Below are 18,110 nucleotides of genomic sequence, written 5' to 3'. Positions count from 1 at the left end.
CTTTCCTTCCCGATTAGAGCGCGTTTCGATCTGATTGCATCTGATCGGCGCTCTATCTCTTTGTTTTAACGCGCATCTTTTCCGAAAACGTTTCACACTTTTCGGGATGCGCTCTAATAGGCGTGGTTGCTGTCGTCTTCGATCATGTCCTTTTCGACCTTGCCCCACAAAACCTTGTAGACCCAGGACGTGTAGACCACGATCAGCGGCAGGAAGATGAGTGTCACGACCAGCATGATGAACAGCGTCATATGGCTGGAAGACGAATCCCATACCGTCAGGCTGGCGCGTGGATCGATAGATGACGGCAGAATGAACGGAAACATCGATACGCCGACCGATGAAATGATGCCGAAGATCGACAGCTTTCCAAACAGCAGCGGTGCGATTTCCCGGCGGCTACGCAGTGTCACAAAGACGGCAAGCGCTCCAAGGATGCCGAGCGCCGGAGCGATCAGCAGGATCGGATAGTTCGCATAGTTGGCGAACCATGCGCCGTGGTCCAGTTCAACGGTCTTGCGCAGCGGATTGGACGGCCCATCCGTGATAACGGCACTCGTAATCCGATAGCCCGAAATCCAGAGCCAGCTGATCACCCCGGCCACAACATAGAGAATGACCGTCAGAAGCGACGCGATGCTGCCATAGAACCGGGCGCGTGCCTGAATATCTCCGGTCGTCTTCAGCACCAGCCACGAGGCGCCATGCATGGAGAGCATCGTCACTGAAAGCACGCCGCAAAGCAGCGCGAACGGATTGAGCAGGCCGAAGAACGAACCTTCATAGAATATCTGGAGATCGTCAGCCAGGCGGAACGGAATGCCCTGCAGGACGTTGCCGACGGCAACGCCGAAGATGAGAGCCGGTACGAAGCCGCCGATGAACAACGCCCAGTCCCAGCCATTCCTCCAGGCTTCGCTGTCACGCTTTGAGCGATATTTGAAGCCGACCGGGCGCAGGATAAGCGCGAACAGGATGGCAAACATCGCCAGATAAAAGCCTGAGAAGGACACCGCGTAGAGCGGCGGCCAGGCGGCGAATATCGCGCCGCCGCCCAGAATGAGCCAGACCTGATTGCCTTCCCAGACAGGACCGATCGTGTTGATGATGATCCGCCGCTCGATATCGGTCTTGCCGACGACCGGCATGAGAATGTCCACGCCGAGATCGAACCCGTCCATCGCGGCGAAGGCAATCAGCAATACACCGAGCAGTACCCACCAGATGATGCGCAGGGTTTCATAGTCCAACAAGTCGCTGAGTATCATGGTCCTTACTCCGCAGGTGCGATGCTGGCCGGTGCGAGAATTGCTTCCGGCTTGCTGTCTGGTTCAGGTCCGGCCTTGATGGCGCGGATCATCAGGCCCATCTCGATGATGAAGAGAACCGTGTAGATCGCTACGAACCCAAGTATGGTCAGCAGCACTGTCGACGCCCCGAGATTGGAGACGCCTACTGCCGTCGGCAATATGCCTTCGATCACCCAGGGCTGACGGCCGAATTCCGCAACGATCCAGCCCATTTCGGCTGCAATCCACGGCAGCGGTATCGCAAATACGGCAATCCGCAGCAGGAAGGGATAGTGGTCGAGTTTGCGACGGGCAGACAGCACGAAGAAGGTGGCCGTCAGCAGGATCAGGAAAAAGCCAATGCCAACCATGATGCGGAAGGACCAGAACAACGGAAGGACGCCAGGAACAGTGTCGTTCGCCGCCTGCGTGATCTGCTCGTCGGTTGCCTGACGCGGATCATCGACATAGCGTTTCAGCAGAAGCGCATAGCCCATCCACTGGCTGTTATCGGCAAAAACGTCCTTCACATCCTGCGGAACGGCATTCGTATCGCCAGCCGCACGGATTTTCTGCAAGGCGTCATAGGCGACGATACCATTCCTGATATGGTTTTCGGCGTTCTGGACAAGATCGTTGATGCCCTGGATAGGCGTTGTGAGAGAGCGCGTGCCGATCAGCCCCATGACCCACGGAATATGCACCGCGAAATGGGTTTCGCGCGCTTCCTGGTTCGGGAAGCCGAATACGGTGAACGAGGCCGGTGCCGGTTCCGTTTCCCACATGGCTTCAATGGCCGCGATCTTCATCTTCTGGTGTTCATTGGCCAGATAGCCGCTTTCGTCGCCGAGAACGACAACCGAAAGCGAAGCGGCCAGACCGAAGGACGCCGCGATAGTCATGGAACGCTTGGCAAGTTCTACAGAACGTCCTTTGAGCAGATACCAGGCGGAAACACCAAGAACGAAAATGGATGCCGTGACATAACCGGCGGAAACCGTGTGCACGAACTTTGCCTGCGCGACCGGGTTCATCAGCACGGCGAAGAAATCGGTGATCTCCATACGCATGGTTTCGGGATTGAACGCCGATCCGACCGGATTCTGCATCCAGCCATTGGCGATGAGAATCCACAGCGCCGAGAAATTGGAGCCTGCCGCCACCGCATAGGTTGCCATGAGATGCCCGACTTTCGACAGGCGATCCCACCCGAAGAAGAACAGGCCCACGAAAGTCGCTTCGAGGAAGAAAGCCATAAGCCCTTCGATAGCGAGCGGTGCGCCAAAGATGTCGCCCACATAATGGCTGTAATAGCTCCAGTTCATGCCGAACTGGAATTCCATCACGATGCCCGTTGCGACGCCCATGACAAAATTGATGCCGAACAGCGTACCCCAAAATTTCGTCATCTGCCGCCAGATGAGTCGCCCCGTCATAACGTAAACGGTTTCCATGATGGCGAGCAGCACGGAAAGACCCAAGGTCAGAGGTACGAAGAGGAAGTGATAAAGTGCCGTGATTGCAAACTGCAATCGCGACAGGGAGACAATATCGAGTTCCATCTCTTTAAGCCGGTGATCCGGCCCTCCTGGTGTTATGAGCTGCGCCTAAACGCTGCCCCCTTTTGAAAGCGGACGGTTCCTGAAAACCGGCATTCCCGCCTCAATTCCAAGTGTCAGTCCAAACATTGGCCCAAGCACCGGTTCAACTCCGGGCACGATGCATTTGCACCAATGCCGGTACGGCTCACCTCATGGTATCGAGGATGTCGCCAAAACGTGATGTCCTCTTACCTGCAGACTCAATTAGAGCGCCTTGATTTAAAACAATGATCCGCTCACAAATTCGCGCTTCGCGGCCAATATGCGTGGCGATCAGTAATGCGCGCGCACCTGCCTGCTCCTTAAGGCGTTCAAGAACATCCTCCGCAGTCGCATTGTCGAGACCTTCGGTCGGTTCATCCAGCAGCCATAGCGGCGCATCGGTGAGGAAAAGCCTTGCAAGGGCCAGCCGACGCGCCTGTCCGCCCGACAATCCCAGACCACCCTCGCCCAGCATGGTGTCGAGCCCTCCGGGCAAATCCCTGATAAATGCGCCAAGACCCGCGGCATCCAGGGCAGCCATCATGTCCTGATCGCTTGCATCGGCGCGTGCCAGCCGCAGATTGTCGCGAAGACTGTCCTGAAAAAGTTCGGTCCGCTGTGTGAGAAGACGCGCCGGCAACACTGCGGCGCTGCCCTGCGTAGCCGGAATTTCTCCGGCAAGCAGGCTGAGCAAAGTCGATTTACCTGCGCCGCTTGTGCCGACGATGGCAACATGCTCACCGGCTCCGATATCGAGCGTGATATCTTTCAGGACATCATGTTCGGCGCCTTCATGCCGAACGGTCACGTCTTTCAGCTCCACCGCCGAACCCTTCCCCGGCCTTTGAGGCCGTGCCGGTTCAGGCTCATCCGTCAGTTGGGGCGCGATACGCTTCGCTGCGAGTACTGTGCGACCAAGTTCCATAGCGCCGCGCCGCAGCGCCGAAAAAGGCTCCATCGCGCCAAGGATGACAAGCATTCCGAGCGCTGCGACGGGCGCGCCTATCGTCTCTGCCTGCATCAACAACCCAACGGCGACGATGCCAACCGAAAGCAGGGCTGCATGAACGATCCCGAACCCTGCTCCTGCCATGATTTCTATGCGGTTCAGCCTGCGATCCGATGCGGCGACGTAGCGATCAGCGCGCGCCAAAGCGAGCTTCTGGTCTTCCAGACGCCCCGCCATCAGAAGTTCGGTCTGACCGGCCACGAGATCGACCGTGCGGGCACGCAACGCTTCCGTACCTTTAGCCCGCTGGCGCATGGATTTTTCGGAACGGCGGGCGGCTGCAAGCGGAATGCAAAGGCCCGTTGCGAGCAGAACAATCGCTATCACTAGCCCAAAAATCGGGTTCATAAGGCCGAGCGCAATACCCGCAACAAGTGCGGTGGCAAGCGCGGCACCAACGGGCACCACCACACGCAGATAAAGAGAATCGAGCGCATCGATGTCTGCGGTCAGGCGGAAGAGAAGACGAGCCGGGCGTTTCAAGAGTGCATCCGCAGCTTGTGGACGCGCCCAGTTGCGGAACAGCTTTTCGCGCAAGGCCGCAAGGATCGCAAGCGTTGCATCATGCGTTACGAGCCGTTCGAGATAACGCGATCCGGTGCGCAGGATGGCAAGCAGGCGAATGCCGGCGGCGGGAGCGAACACATCGAACACAACTGCCGTTGCCACGCTCAGGCCAGCGATTGCCGTTGCAGTTATGAACCAGCCCGACAGGCCGAGAAGTGCAATGCCCGCGAGGACCGTTACGGTTGCCGTCGCTATGCCGGCAAGGAGAGCCGTTCCCTTGGTGTGGAAAAAGAGCCGCAGAATTGGCTGCAATGACTGGAAACCATTCATTCTGCTGCCCTCCTCTGCCAGACAGGATCGTTATCCGCGCTACTATCCAGTCGGACGATGCGATCCATCCTGTTCGCAAGGGTTTCGTCATGGGTGGCGACGATCAGTGTTTTGCCCTGGGCGAGCCTGAGCAGGCTGTCGGCAATGAACTTTGCCGTTTCCTGGTCAAGATGAGCAGTCGGCTCATCGGCCAGAATAATATCTGAAGCGGGATCGATGGCTGCGCGGGAAAGCGCCAGCCGCAGGGCCTCACCGCCGGAAATGCCGGCTCCGTTTTCGCCGATCAGACTGTTACCGGTAACACCAAGAACGTGACCGAGTGCCATGTCGTCGATGACGGTGCGGATGGCTTCCGCGTCGGCGTGCCGGCCAAGCGTGACGTTCTGACGGGCCGAACCAGCAAAGACGTGCGGGTTCTGCCCTATCCAGCTCATTCTTGAGCGGAGTGCTGCTGCTGTTTCATCCGTCAGCGCAATACCGCCGATCTCTATCCGGCCAGCCTGCGCAGCGGTCAATCCGGCAACAAGTGCAAGAATGGTGGATTTCCCGTAGCCGCTTGGAGCCAGCAGCGCCACGTGCTCGCCAGCCTTGATGTTGAGGCTGAATTTGTCGAGAACCTCGGCGTCGATCCCATAACCGAAGTCGATATTGTGCAAGGTGACCGCAGGTACGCCGCCAATTGCTGTCTGGCTTTCGCTCTTCCCGACAACGGTCATCGGATGTTCTGCCAGCTTTTCCAGCGCGTCGATGGAAGCTTCGCCCGCCGCGCGGTCATGCCAGACGGCGGATAGATCGCGCAAGGGTTCGAAAAATGCTGGTGACAGAAGAAGGACGAAAAGACCTTCCGCCAGTGTCAGTCTGTGGCCCCATGCTCCGAAGTTGAGCTGTCCCAAGAGGTGGAAGCCGATATAGACCGCGACCATGGCAACGCCGATGGCGGCGAACAGCTCAAGCACGGCGGACGACAAAAATGCGATACGCAGGACGGACATGGTTTTTGAACGCAAGGTCTCCGCATTCTCGCGCAACCGGTTTGCGGTCGCATCCACGGCATGGAACGTGCGGATTGTTGCAAGGCCGCGCAGGCGGTCGAGCAGAAAGCCGTTCATACCGCCAAGGGCGATGAGCTGCTTTTCGCTGGCAGCTTTTGCGCGCCAGCCGATCAGCGCCATGAAGATAGGTATCAGCGGGGCCGCAACCGTCAGGACAAGCGCCGCAGTCCAGGAATACCAGAGGACGACTGCAAGTATGGCCAATGGAACCAGCATGACGCGAATGCGCACGGGCACGAAGCGCGAAAGATACGGAACGACCATTTCGGCCTGTTCGGCAAGAATGCTTGCGGCTTCACCTGACGACGGGCGCGCTATATCAAGGGGCGAACGCCGGGCCAGCGCCGAAACGGCGTTGGTCCGCAGCCGGGAAAGCTCCTGCCGGGCGGCATCGAAAGCCTTTGCTGCGCCTGCGCTGTCGAGAATGCTGCGCAGGCAGCCGAGAACGAAGATGCCTGCTGCGCTATAATAGATGGAAATATCGAAGCCGGTATCGGCCAGCCGCCCCATCGCATAAGCGAGAATGCCCGCTTGCGGCAGCCACAAAAGCGCGGCCAATGCCTGAAGATATGCCCCCCGCTTCAGCAAGGACGGGACAGGACGGCGTTGCGGGCGGCGCGAGCCTTGCTCTACGCCTGTCGCTTCGCCGCCTTCTGTCGTCAATGTTTCCGTTCGGGGGACAACGGATGTCACTCTCGCTTAGGCTCCTTTTTGGCCGATGTTCGTCCGCGTCCCAGCGCCACGATCCTGTCCGTGGTTTCAAGGAAGCGGGTCACCTTGGCGCCAAGCGCCAGAAGACTGGTCAAACGGTCTGTGTCGAGCCGCTTGACGTCGTCGTACCAGTTGGTCAGCCTTTCGATCAGGCCGTACATGTCCTTCATGCGATCCTGCGCATAAATATCGCTGTCGCCCTTGGGCTGCTCCATCAGGATCTCACGCAGAACTGTAAGCGTGGGATCGATCTCGCGCTTCTTGCGTTCCTCGGCGAGCGTGCGCAGGATCTGCCACACGTCGTCGGGCGTCGTGAAGAAATCGCGGCGATCGCCCGGAATGTGCTTCAACAGCACCAGGTTCCAGCCTTGCAGTTCGCGGATACCCATGGAAACGTTCGAACGCGACACACCGAGAGCATCAACGATCTGGTCCGCGCAAAGAGGCTCAGGCGATATATAAAGCAGCGCATATATCTGCCCTACGGTGCGGTTGATGCCCCAACGGCTGCCCATTTCCCCGAAGTGGAGCACGAACGACTGAACGATTGGCGACAATTCCAAAATTCTCTCTCCCGTAAATTCTGAATTTTCAGAAATTACTGAAATTCAGATAATTCAAATGGTCTGTTCCTTCAATCCGCTTATCCCGGGCAGAGGCCCGAATGGACAATTGGCCGCAGCCCCGGGGCACTCCTCCAAATGCCCGAAAAGACGATAGGCCGCTGCATTCGATCCGCAGTCGATCGGCATTGATGCCAGGGATTCGGCAAATGGCAGATATTGTTTCCAGTCGGCAGGATAGCCGGTCTTGAAGCGAACTCCAAAACAGGTCTCCGGTCACGCCGGAAGCGATAACCGCCGCTTCCTCGACGGAGCAGCGGATTTCCCCATTTGGTGCGGCGGAAAAAGCTGAATTTCCGCCCTCTCCGCACCCTCAAGCATTACCTACAGACCTATAGCGGGTCGGAAGATGAAGGCAGCTCCTTGCTGTCCTGCGTTCTGTCGCGATGAATCACGGCGCGGCTGAGCAGCATGAGCGTTACCGGCGTTGTGACGATCACAAAGACGGTAATGAGCACTTCATGCAGAATCGGCTTCGATTGCAAGATGGAGAAAAATATAATCGACGCGATCAGGATGCCGCCCGCCCCGAACGACGAGCCGAGCGTGGGAGCATGAACACGCTCGTAAAAGCTTTTGAAGCGGACAAGGCCGATGCATCCGACAAGCGTGAGAAAGGCTCCGCCGAGCAGGAAAAATGAAATGACGATAGCGGCCCAGACGGGAATTTCGCCTGCGTTGATCATTCGATAACCTCCCCGCGCATGAGGAATTTCGAAAGCGCCACGGTGGCGACAAAACCCAGAAGAGCGATGATCAGCGCCGCTTCGAAATAGATGATGCTCCCCGTGCGAATGCCGAACGTGATCAGAAGCAGCAGCGCATTCAGGTAGAGCGCGTCCGTCGCGAGAACACGATCCTGAGCTCGCGGACCGACCAGAAGACGGTAGACCGCGCAGGCCATGGCGCCGAGAAGCATCAGCTGAGCGGCAAGCAGGGACCAGAAGATGATGACTGCGCTCATGCGGTTTTTTCCTCTTCCGTGATATCTGACGCGCCGAATATCTTGATGAGCGGCTGCTCATAGCGTCCCTTGATCGTATCCCGCCACGCCTGCGCGTCGTCCAGATCGAGCACGTGGATCGTCAGCTCGCGCCTCGCGGCGTTGTAATCCACCCATGCCGTGCCCGGCGTCGCGGTGATTATGCAGGCGAGAACGGCAAGCGCGGTTCGGTTTTCCAGGTCGAGTTGAATGACGACAAAGCCCGGACGCCGCTTGCGCTTGCGCGACAGGATGATGCCCGCAACTGCAATATTGGACTGCAGTATGTCATAGCTTATGGCTCCGAACAGCCAGAGCATCGTCCGGATTGATCGAATATGGTTCTTCTGCGGCTGCAAGGCCGTCATGATCATACACGCCACCAGTGCGATGATCACGCCGAGCAGAAGCTGGGCCCGTGTGAAGCCGTTCAGAAGCAGCCAGAACAGGAGCAGCGAGACGAACAGAAGCGGATAAGGCAGGATTTTCTTCACTGGCCCTCCTCCTCCGTTTGCGCGCCTGCGCGCGGCGCATTAAGGACGCTGCTGATATAGGATGCAGGATTGTGCAAGGAACGCGCTGTTTCGTCCATATAGCGCATGGCCGGGCCGGCTTCGATCGTGAGCGCCAGACAGATTGCCAGAAGTCCCGCAATCGGCACGACTTCGCGCACCAGAACGCGGGGCACGTTGCCTTCGAGCGAAGCCCAGAAAGTGCGAATGCCGGTACGCGTCATCGCGATCAGTGCCGAGAGGCCGGATAGGAGAACAAGCGCAATCAAAGCCCAACTCGCCGGGCTGACGGGCATCGCAAGCTGTGGCGTCGGACCGTCACCGTTGAAAACCGCTGCGAGGATGAGGAACTTGGCGATAAAGCCGGAGAATGGCGGCAGGCCGATCAGCAATATCGCACATATGCCGAAACACGTACCCAGGACGGCAAGGGTCGCAGGCAATACCGCGCCGACTTCGTCCTCTTCTTCCTCCTCCTCGTCGTCACCATAGGCTTCCATGGTAACGGCAAGAACGTTGGCGGCGGCGTCCTGCCCGCGTTCGATCAATTCGATCAGCAGGAAAAACGCCGCAATGGTGAGCGTGGAACTGACCATGTAGAAAAGTGCAGCACCAGTCATGGCCGTATTGCCGCTGCCGACGGCAGCCAGCAGCGTGCCGGAGGACACGAGGATGCTGTAGCTTGCGAGCCGGCCCATCGCCTGCGACGCAACGACACCGATCAGGCCGAAGGCAAGTGTGACCATCCCGCCGAAATAGAGCCAGTCGTTGCCGAAGCCGTAGGAGGATCCGGCGCCGATGCCGAACATCAGCGGCGAAAGGCGCAGAAGCACGTAGATGCCGACTTTGCTCATGATGGCAAAGACCGCCGCCACTGGCGCCGCGGCTGCCGTATAGGTTGGGGCGAGCCAGAAATTAAGCGGCCACATGCCTGCCTTGACGAGAAACGCAACGCCCAGAACCGCGGCGCCTGCCTCAAGCAGCATTCGATCTTCGGGCGCTACCTGCGAAATTTTCTGCGCAAGATCGGCCATGTTCAACGTGCCGGTTACGCCATAGATCAGGCTGACGCCGATCAGGAACAGCGATGAGGCAACCAGATTGACGGCGATATAATGCATCCCGGCCTTCACACGCGCCGGACCGGACCCGTGCAGCGCCAGGCCATAGGAAGCAGCCAGCATCACCTCAAAGAATACGAAAAGGTTGAACAGGTCGCCGGTCAGAAATGCGCCGTTCAGTCCCATCAGCAAAAGCTGGAATATCGTATGGAAATGCGGACTGGCCTTGTGCCAGTGAGCCAGTGCAAAGCTGAGCGAGGCCATGCCGAGCAGGCTCGTCAGCACCAGCATCAGGGCTGCAAGCCGGTCCAGAACCAGCACGATGCCGAAAGGTGCGGGCCAGTTGCCAATCAGGTAAACCAGAGCGTCGGGCGCCTTGTCGCTCGCCATGCCTGCAAGCGTGACGGCAATCGCGATCAAAGCAAGTGTCGAGATCGAGTTGATGGCCATCTTGAGCTTGCGCTTGCGTTCGTCGAACAGCAGCAGGATAGCTGCCGTGGCAAGCGGCAGGACAATTGGCGCAACGATGAAGTGTGTTTTCCAATCCAACATCAGTTCTCCTTGCCGTCCACGTGGTCCGTACGTGTCAACCCGCGTGAGGCGAGAAGCACGACAAGGAAAAGTGCGGTCATTGCGAAGCCGATGACGATAGCGGTCAGAACGAGCGCCTGTGGCACCGGATCGGTATATTGTGCGGCCTGAACGTCAGCGCCGCTATCGAGCACGGGGGCCGCATTGGTGCGCAGCCGCCCCATCGAGAAGATGAAGAGATTGACGGCGTAGGAAACCAGAGACAGGCCGATCGCCACCTGAAAGGTGCGCGGGCGAAGAATGAGCCAAACGCCTGATGCCATCAACACGCCGATTGCCAGAGCAAGAACGAGTTCCATCAGTTCTCCTCCTTCGTTGCGGCCAGTTTCTCGACGCGGTGTTTACGGAGCGATTGGTGAGCGAGAGCGATCAAAACGAGGACGGTGGCGCCCACCACAAGGGTGAAGACACCGAGATCGAATAGCAGGGCACTGGCCGTCGGCATTTTTCCAATATGCGGGATTTCAGTGTAGCGGAAGAAGGTGGTGAGGAACGGATAACCGAAGAACCACGACCCCGCACCCGTCGCCGCCGCAAACAGAAGGCCGAGCCCGATCCAGCGCAATGGAAGAATACGCAAGCGGTCCTCGACCACGCGCGCGCCTGATGCCAGATATTGCAGCAGGAACGCGATTGCGAGCGTAATACCGGCCGCAAACCCGCCGCCCGGCAGATCATGCCCACGCAGGAAGAGATGCACCGCCAGCACGATAATGACGGGGAACAGCCATTGCATGATGACAGATGGCACGGCCAGATAATCGGCCAGTGTTTCACCGGCCTTGCGGTCGGGCGCTGCCTCGTCATAGGCGTCCTGAATCTTTTGCTGGGCAGTCGATCCGGTCGTGTCTGGCGCGGGACGGAAACGTCTCAGCAGGGCAAATACCGTAAGTCCGACAATGCCAAGGACAGCGATTTCTCCAAACGTATCGAAAGCGCGGAAATCAACCAGAATGACGTTGACGACGTTCTTGCCGCCGCCGCCCGAATAGGCGTTCTCGAGGAAATAGTCGCCGATGCTGCTGGGCGATATGCGCGTCATCACCGCATAGGCGATGATGGCCACCCCTGCCCCGCTGCCTATGGCGAGCAACAAGTCGCGATAGCGGCGGATACGCGGGCCGATCTGTACCGGAAGTGGATCGGGATCTTCCCAACGTTTCGGAAGCCAGCGGAGCCCGAGCAGCAGCAGAACCGTGGTGACGATCTCAACCAGCAACTGTGTCACCGCAAGATCGGGCGCGGAAAGCCAGACGAAGGTGATGCAGGTTACAAGGCCTGCCCCGCCGAGAAGGATCAATGCCGCCAGCCGATGGAACTTCGCCTGATAGGCGGCGCCGATGGCGCAGGCCCCGCCGAGTATCCAAAGTCCGGCAAAGACCGGATCCACCGGCTGTGCGCCGAGCGAACCCGGCTGCAGGCCGGAGGCGAAAATCGGCCAGGCGGCTGCAAGGACAGCGACCGCCACCACGATACGGAGCTGCGGCTGCAGACGGCGCGTACTGAGGAAGGCTTCCGCCTTACGCGCCCAATTCCACGACAAGGTCACCAGAACGCGCTCGAAAATGCGCTGCCCCTGCAAGTGCCGGAAAAGCGGAGGACCGTCCTCACTGGTTGCGAGATAATTCTTCAACATCCAGTGCAGAAGTACGCCGCCGATCATGGCGATGATACTCATCATCAGTGGCAGGTTGAAACCGTGCCAGACAGAGAGACTATATTCTGGCGTTGCCTTGCCCAGCACCGACAGTACAGCCGAATGCAGGAATGGCCCGATGGACAGGCTTGGAATGATGCCGATCAACAGGCAGAGAAGAACGAGAAGCTCGATCGGACGGCGCATCCAGTGCGGCGGCTCGTGCGGCTCATGCGGCAGATCATGCGGAGGCGGCCCGAAGAACGTCGAATAGATGAAGCGCACCGAATAGGCGACGGTGAAGATACTCGCAATCGTGGCCACGTAAGGCGTTATCGTATCAAGCCACGAGACCATATGGGTTTCCACCGCCTCTGCGAAGAACATTTCCTTGGAAATGAACCCGTTAAGCAGGGGCACGCCAGCCATGGCCGCGCTCGCCACCATGGCGAGCGTCGCCGTATAGGGCATGGGGCGCAAAAGCCCGCTCAACCTGCGCATGTCACGCGTGCCGGTCTCATGATCGATGATACCGGCGGCCATGAAAAGCGATGCCTTGAAGATCGCATGGTTGACCATATGGAAGATCGCAGCGACTGCGGCCACCGGACTGCCAAGGCTGAGCAGCACGGTAATCAGGCCGAGATTGCTGATGGTCGAATAGGCGAGCAGGCCTTTGAGGTCTTGCTGGAAAACCGCAAAGAAACTCGCGATCAGAAACGTGATCAGACCGGCCGAACCGACGATCCAGAACCACTCTTCCGTTCCGCTGAGAACCGGCCAGAGACGGGCGAGCAGGAAGACGCCAGCCTTCACCATGGTTGCTGAATGCAGATAGGCCGAAACGGGCGTCGGGGCTGCCATGGCGTTTGGAAGCCAGAAATGGAACGGGAACTGCGCGCTTTTCGTGAACGCGCCAAGCAGGATCAAAATGAGCGCAACGCTGTAAAGCGGATGCGTCCGGACGATATTGCCCGCCGCCAGAACCTTGTCGAGATCGTAGCTCCCGACGATATGACCCAGGATCAGAACGCCCGCCAGCAGGCAGAAACCGCCGATACCGGTCACGGTCAGTGCCATGCGCGCTCCGTCGCGGGCACTGGCATTGTGATACCAATAACCGATCAGCAGGAACGAGAAGATGCTGGTCAGTTCCCAGAACACGGCGAGCAATATCAGATTACCCGACAGAACGACGCCAAGCATGGCCCCCATGAAGGACAGCAGGAACGAGAAAAACCTCGGTACCGGGTCTTCGGGCGACATGTAATAACGCGCATAGATGACGACCAGCAGGCCGATGCCCGTGATAAGCATGGCGAAAAGCCAGGCAAATCCGTCCATGCGGAAGGTGACATTGAGGCCGTAGGCGGGAAGCCATTCCACGGTGCCGCGAAGCACCTTGCCATCCGACACGATGGGATAAAGGCTGGCGGTGACGATAAAGGCGACAAGCGCGATTGCTGCTGTAAACCAGGCAGACCCGCTACGATCCGCCCCTCTGAAAAGCCCGGTTATGGCGCTGCCGAGAAATGGTAGAAGGACAAGCAGGAAAAGCATTCTGCCGTCCATCGTCATGCGCCACAGGCCTCCTAGCCGAAATCAAGGTTGATCCGAAGCAGGCACCGCTCAAGAAAACAGCAACAGAATCGCTCCGGCAAGTTGTAGAGAGGAATCATATGTTCCGATGGCCTTATTATGGCGGGTCACAGAACATTATGGCAATAGCTTTCAATGGCTTATCGTACAGATTTGAATCATTTTATCGTTCCTTGCGCCGGAAAATCTATAATCCATCGACCGCTACGAACCGCGATACCTGACGACTGATCATATTGACCTGAAAACCTTTCAGCCGGATGACAGAAATCTTGTCATGAATTTTGCTGCAAACGCGGCTTCATCCTTCAAGTAAAATCGCGGAAAGCCTCTGAGCCTGGATGCGGATATCCGGCACGGCTGTGACTTCCCAGAACGCGCCTTTGGTAACCGGTCCGATGGCGAAAAACGGGCCTGACGGCTCTCCGCGCGTGTTGACGACCTGCAGATCGCGAGTAACGTCCAAGCCAAGGTCGAGCGCGTCTGGCAGGGCCAGTCCATGCTCCATAAGCCCGATCAGTGCGGCGTTGCGCGTCGTGGAAAACCGTGGATTGCCTCCACGACAATCGATGACGGTCGCTGCGTGCAGCTTTTCCACCGCTTCACTACGCCGGCGGCGATAGCGGACTTCCATTGTGTCGCCTTCGGCGCGCACCGATACCAGACGGCCTGCGATGACATTAAGTTGCCCTTTGTTCATGGCGGATTCGATACGATCTGCTACTGCGGGGGCCATGCGATGCCGATGGACATCCCACCATGGACGCAGATGCCGGAGAAGGCTGCGGCGCTGCGACAGCGGCAACCCTGCCCAGATATGCTGTGTGTGCGGACGCAGACCATCCATCACGCCACGCCAGCCGGAACCGCTTTTTTCCGCTTCAAGCATCATGGCCCGCACGCGCCGCATAAGCTTGGAAAGCCCAAGCGATACCGGGAGGTCATCCGCGGAGACAGGAAAAGTTTGTGCGGCGGCATGGCGCGCGGGAAGAAGTCCGCGGCGCGAAATCGCGTATATTTCAGCACGATGCCCATTATCCAGCAGCGACAATACGCTGTCGACCATAGAAAGGCCCGTACCGAAAATCGCAACCGGAGCATCCGCCGGCACATCGAAATAACCATTGCTTGACCAGTATTCCGTAATCTGGTTGCCGGATTTCGCGATCGCAGCCTCATTGCCCGTTGCAAGAATGACCGCATCAGCCACGAAGGTTTCGCCGGCTTCGGTGACAACGGCAGGTCTGCCGCCTTTCAGCGTCACGTCAACGATGCCGGTCTTTTCAACAGTCAATCGGGGATTGCCCTCGGAAAGATAAGGCAGGACCAGTTGCTCCAGATAGGAGCGGTAGATTTTACGCGGCGCAAAACTGTGCGGTTCCCACCGGTCGCCGCTTGCCTGCAACCAGTTCACGAAGTGATCCGGCTGATCGGGAAACGCGCTCATATTGCTGGCGCGGACATTGAGCAGGTGGCTCGGATTTTCCGTCGCGTAAGCTATCCCCGCCCCTAACCGACCCGACCGTTCGAAAATTCGCACGGTCGATTCCGGCGAACGCCGGAGTAACTGTGCGGCCAGTATGATGCCGCTTGCTCCGGCTCCAACGATGATAAATGACTTCAAACTATTGTGACCTCATCCCATTTCACGACAACGACCCGAAAAGAGCGTCGTCAAATCCGGCTCCATAAATCTCACTAATTTAGTTAGATTCCAATAAAGAACCGCTCTTGTAAACCCCGCAAAACCGGGAAGATCGCTGTGCAAGCAGTGCGTGATGAACCCGTATTCGTTCCAAACGCATAGCGGGAAAGTAAACAGTCAAAGAAAACTAGCCACGTATCGTTGACAGTGTGTTTCAGAAACACGGGCTGGCCTCCCCCGCTCGAATAACAATATCTAGCCCAACAACATCCCAACAGGTTGCCTCGAAAATCCCAAGCCAGGCACCTGCCAGACCGCTGAAACACAGGACCCTGTCATGAATAATTCCCTGCTGAATTCCATCAAGAAGCGCCGGACGCAGTATGCTCTGGGCAAGTCCCTTCCGCTGTCGAACGAAGATGTGGCCGAGCTGATCCGCGAAGCGGTCAAGCACACGCCTTCCTCCTTCAACTCGCAGAGTTCGCGTGCCGTGATCCTGTTTGGCGCCGAGAGCGACAAGCTGTGGAACATCGTGAAGGACACGCTTCGCCAGATCGTTCCAGCCGACGCTTTTGCGCAGACGGAAGCCAAAATCGACAGCTTCGCTGCCGGTGCCGGTACGGTCTTGTTCTATGAAGACCAGAACGTCGTTAAGGGCCTTCAGGAAAACTTCCCGCTTTATGCCGACAACTTCCCGGTCTGGTCTGAACAGTCGGGCGGCATGGCGCAGCATTCGGTGTGGACGGCGCTTGCCAATGCAAACATCGGCGCCAGCCTCCAGCACTACAACCCACTGATCGATCAGGAAGTTGCCCAGACCTGGGACGTTCCTGCCACTTGGAAACTCCGCGCCCAGATGCCGTTCGGCTCAAACGAGCAGCCCTTTGGCGAGAAGGCTTTCATGGATGACGCCGACCGTTTCAAGGTCTTCTTCTGATCGTCCTTTGCATCAAAAAGAGAGCGAGCCGGAGGATTTTCCTCCGGCTTTTTCGATTCAACGGTGAAATACTTCATCAGGCCGTTGTCCCCTCTCCAAAAGCTGGATGTAATGCGAAGGCTTCAAAGAGAGTCGCAAGCAAAGCGGCAAGCTTCTGAAGCTTCATCAATGCGAGGCCCAATCGCACGGCATGTGCAGATTGCGCAGCTCGAAGGGGGGAAGTTGCATGACAACCGTAATACCGCCATTTGCTCATATCTCGAAGGCAGCCCACATTAAGCACGGCCTTGCACGAAAGCTGCTCCGCGCTTCCATTCCGGCTGCGCTCGCGTTCACGCTGTTTCTTTCAGCGTCACCGAAAGCGGTGGAAGCCGCGACGCCGGCCGACACGCTCGTCATTGCGATGAGCATCGATGATGTCATCTCGCTCGACCCGGCTGAAATCTTCGAGATCACCACATCCGAAATTCTGACCAGCACCTATGAGCGGCTCATCACGACCGACACCAAGGACCCGACCAAGATCATCCCCCAGATTGCCGACAGCTGGACCTTTTCCGACGACGGCAAGTCTATCACGTTCAAAATCCGCAAGGGTCTGAAATTCGCCTCCGGCAACCCGCTGACCGCGCAGGACGCCGCCTATTCGCTGCAACGTGCCATCAAGCTCGACAAGAGCCCGGCGTTCATTCTCAGCCAGTTCGGTCTCACCCGTGAAAACGCCGATCAGAACATCGTCGCGACCGACGACGAAACGCTTGTGTTCACCACCGGCAAGGCTTTTGCGCCGAGCTTCGTTCTCAACTGTCTCACTTCCAGCGTTGCGTCGATTGTCGATAGCAAGCTGGTGAAGGAGCATGAACAGAAGGCGGAAAAGACCAAGGATTATCCCTACGAAACCGATTTCGGTTATGAATGGCTGAAAAACAACTATGCCGGTTCCGGTCCTTTGGCGCTCAAGCAATGGCGTGCAAATGAAGTGCTGCTTCTGGAGCGCAACGAAAACTATGCCGATGCAAAACCGGCAATGAAGCGCGTCATCTACCGGCATGTGAAGGAAGGCGTTTCGCAGCGTCTGCTGCTTGCGGCGGGCGATATCGACATTGCACGCAATCTGGAACCCGGCGACATAGAAGAATTGAGCAAGGACCAGAAGTATCACGTCATCAACGCACCAAAGGGGCGCGTCTATTATCTGGTGGCGAACCAGAATGTACCCGAACTTGCAAAGCCCGAAGTCAGGCAGGCGCTCAAATACCTGATCGATTACGATACGATCGAAGCGAAGCTCATCAAGGGAATCGGCCGGACGCACCAGTCCTTCCTGCCTCTTGGCATGTTCGGCGCGGTCGGTGACAAGCCGTTCACCTATGATGTCGATAAAGCCAGAGAACTGCTCGCCAAGGCAGGCCTCAAGGACGGCTTCAAGGTGACATTGGATGTGCGCAATACCCAGCCATTTGTCGGCATCGCGGAAAGCATCCAGCAGACAATGGGCAAGGCCGGAGTTCAGGTGGAAATCCTGCAGGGCGACGGCCGGCTGACGACGACCAAGGTTCGCGCGCGCAAACATCAGATGGCGCTTGGCATCTGGGGACCCGATTACTGGGATCCGCACACCAATGCCGTCACCTTCACCAACAATCCAAACAATGGCGAAGATGTCTCAATGCGCACGAGCGCGTGGCAAGCCCATTGGGATATTCCGGAATTGACGGCGGAAACCATGGCCGCCGCTGAAGAGCGCGATACCGCCAAACGGGAAGCGATGTATCACGATCTTCAAAAGAAGTTTCAGGAAACGAGCCCCTTCGCGATCATCTATCAGCAAATCGAAACAGCTGTGACCGCTCCGAATGTGCATGGATTCAACATGGTCGCCGATGCCAATTATGTTCAGACTGTAACGAAAGACTGATACGAAACGGAAAGGCCGGGCAAAGCGCCCGGCCTTTTTTAGAGCGGTTCCTGTTTCAACAGAGCCGCCGGAACCGCTCTATCTATTTGTTTTGTCGCATTATCCAACGCAAAACCGCTTCGCAC

At 57.7% G+C, this 18,110-nt stretch carries 14 protein-coding genes; 2 read left to right on the top strand and 12 right to left on the bottom strand.

The genetic code is table 11. From position 1 onward, the window contains the following. Positions 1 to 113: 113 nt before the first annotated feature. The 12 genes from cydB to J9800_RS01390 all read right to left on the bottom strand — a co-directional run bounded on the left by cydB (position 114) and on the right by J9800_RS01390 (position 15,109). The gene (cydB, locus tag J9800_RS01445; RefSeq protein ID WP_114214984.1) at positions 114 to 1,268 is read right to left on the bottom strand and encodes a cytochrome d ubiquinol oxidase subunit II; all 1,155 of its coding nucleotides are present in this window, start codon (positions 1,266 to 1,268) and stop codon (positions 114 to 116) included. A 5-nt stretch (positions 1,269 to 1,273) separates the two neighbouring features. Then, entirely contained in the window at positions 1,274 to 2,851 is a 1,578-nt protein-coding gene (locus J9800_RS01440) for a cytochrome ubiquinol oxidase subunit I (RefSeq protein ID WP_112589129.1), read from the bottom strand. 184 nt (positions 2,852 to 3,035) lie between these two features. Beyond that, positions 3,036 to 4,718: a thiol reductant ABC exporter subunit CydC gene (cydC, locus tag J9800_RS01435; RefSeq protein WP_114214985.1), complete on the bottom strand. Its 1,683-nt coding sequence runs from the start codon at positions 4,716 to 4,718 to the stop codon at positions 3,036 to 3,038. Next, positions 4,715 to 6,463, bottom strand: coding sequence for a thiol reductant ABC exporter subunit CydD (gene cydD / locus J9800_RS01430; RefSeq protein WP_114214986.1), 1,749 nt, complete (start codon positions 6,461 to 6,463; stop codon positions 4,715 to 4,717). Before cydD ends, cydC begins: the two co-directional genes overlap by 4 nt. Next, a complete protein-coding gene (locus J9800_RS01425) occupies positions 6,460 to 7,044 on the bottom strand; it encodes a GbsR/MarR family transcriptional regulator (protein ID WP_205315892.1) in 585 nt (194 codons plus the stop codon). The genes cydD and J9800_RS01425 overlap by 4 nt, the downstream gene beginning before the upstream one ends. Positions 7,045 to 7,436: 392 nt before the next feature. After that, positions 7,437 to 7,790, bottom strand: a complete 354-nt coding sequence (mnhG, locus tag J9800_RS01420) for a monovalent cation/H(+) antiporter subunit G (protein ID WP_114214987.1) — start codon at positions 7,788 to 7,790, stop codon at positions 7,437 to 7,439. After that, positions 7,787 to 8,068, bottom strand: a complete 282-nt coding sequence (locus tag J9800_RS01415) for a K+/H+ antiporter subunit F (RefSeq protein WP_112589121.1) — start codon at positions 8,066 to 8,068, stop codon at positions 7,787 to 7,789. Before J9800_RS01415 ends, mnhG begins: the two co-directional genes overlap by 4 nt. Then, on the bottom strand, positions 8,065 to 8,580 hold the full coding sequence (locus J9800_RS01410) for a Na+/H+ antiporter subunit E (protein ID WP_114214988.1): 516 nt from the start codon (positions 8,578 to 8,580) through the stop codon (positions 8,065 to 8,067). Before J9800_RS01410 ends, J9800_RS01415 begins: the two co-directional genes overlap by 4 nt. Next, a complete protein-coding gene (locus J9800_RS01405) occupies positions 8,577 to 10,208 on the bottom strand; it encodes a monovalent cation/H+ antiporter subunit D (RefSeq protein WP_114215074.1) in 1,632 nt (543 codons plus the stop codon). Before J9800_RS01405 ends, J9800_RS01410 begins: the two co-directional genes overlap by 4 nt. A 2-nt stretch (positions 10,209 to 10,210) precedes the next feature. Beyond that, positions 10,211 to 10,549 (bottom strand): Na+/H+ antiporter subunit C, encoded by a 339-nt coding sequence (locus J9800_RS01400; protein WP_112589117.1) that lies wholly within the window; start codon positions 10,547 to 10,549, stop codon positions 10,211 to 10,213. Then, a complete protein-coding gene (locus J9800_RS01395) occupies positions 10,549 to 13,464 on the bottom strand; it encodes a monovalent cation/H+ antiporter subunit A (protein WP_114214989.1) in 2,916 nt (971 codons plus the stop codon). Before J9800_RS01395 ends, J9800_RS01400 begins: the two co-directional genes overlap by 1 nt. 322 nt (positions 13,465 to 13,786) lie before the next feature. Next, positions 13,787 to 15,109: an FAD/NAD(P)-binding protein gene (locus J9800_RS01390; RefSeq protein WP_114214990.1), complete on the bottom strand. Its 1,323-nt coding sequence runs from the start codon at positions 15,107 to 15,109 to the stop codon at positions 13,787 to 13,789. 358 nt (positions 15,110 to 15,467) lie between these two features. Between J9800_RS01390 and J9800_RS01385 the strand changes: the two genes are divergently transcribed. Then, entirely contained in the window at positions 15,468 to 16,067 is a 600-nt protein-coding gene (locus J9800_RS01385; RefSeq protein WP_114214991.1) for a nitroreductase family protein, read from the top strand. 226 nt (positions 16,068 to 16,293) lie between these two features. After that, on the top strand, positions 16,294 to 17,985 hold the full coding sequence (locus J9800_RS01380; protein ID WP_114214992.1) for an ABC transporter substrate-binding protein: 1,692 nt from the start codon (positions 16,294 to 16,296) through the stop codon (positions 17,983 to 17,985). Positions 17,986 to 18,110: the final 125 nt, after the last annotated feature.

The organism is Ochrobactrum sp. AP1BH01-1, assembly GCF_018066705.1.
Classification (GTDB): Bacteria; Pseudomonadota; Alphaproteobacteria; order Rhizobiales; family Rhizobiaceae; genus Brucella.
Note: the sequence above shows the minus strand (reverse complement) of the source record. Positions and strands in the feature narration are given on the sequence as shown.

Coding starts and splice junctions, on each gene's coding strand:
- J9800_RS01440 (WP_112589129.1), bottom strand. CDS start 2,851: ATGGAACTCGATATTGTCTCCCTGTCGCGATTGCAGTTTGCAATCACG.
- J9800_RS01415 (WP_112589121.1), bottom strand. CDS start 8,068: ATGAGCGCAGTCATCATCTTCTGGTCCCTGCTTGCCGCTCAGCTGATG.
- J9800_RS01380 (WP_114214992.1), top strand. CDS start 16,294: ATGACAACCGTAATACCGCCATTTGCTCATATCTCGAAGGCAGCCCAC.
- J9800_RS01395 (WP_114214989.1), bottom strand. CDS start 13,464: ATGACGATGGACGGCAGAATGCTTTTCCTGCTTGTCCTTCTACCATTT.
- cydC (WP_114214985.1), bottom strand. CDS start 4,718: ATGAATGGTTTCCAGTCATTGCAGCCAATTCTGCGGCTCTTTTTCCAC.
- J9800_RS01385 (WP_114214991.1), top strand. CDS start 15,468: ATGAATAATTCCCTGCTGAATTCCATCAAGAAGCGCCGGACGCAGTAT.
- J9800_RS01400 (WP_112589117.1), bottom strand. CDS start 10,549: ATGGAACTCGTTCTTGCTCTGGCAATCGGCGTGTTGATGGCATCAGGC.
- mnhG (WP_114214987.1), bottom strand. CDS start 7,790: ATGATCAACGCAGGCGAAATTCCCGTCTGGGCCGCTATCGTCATTTCA.
- cydB (WP_114214984.1), bottom strand. CDS start 1,268: ATGATACTCAGCGACTTGTTGGACTATGAAACCCTGCGCATCATCTGG.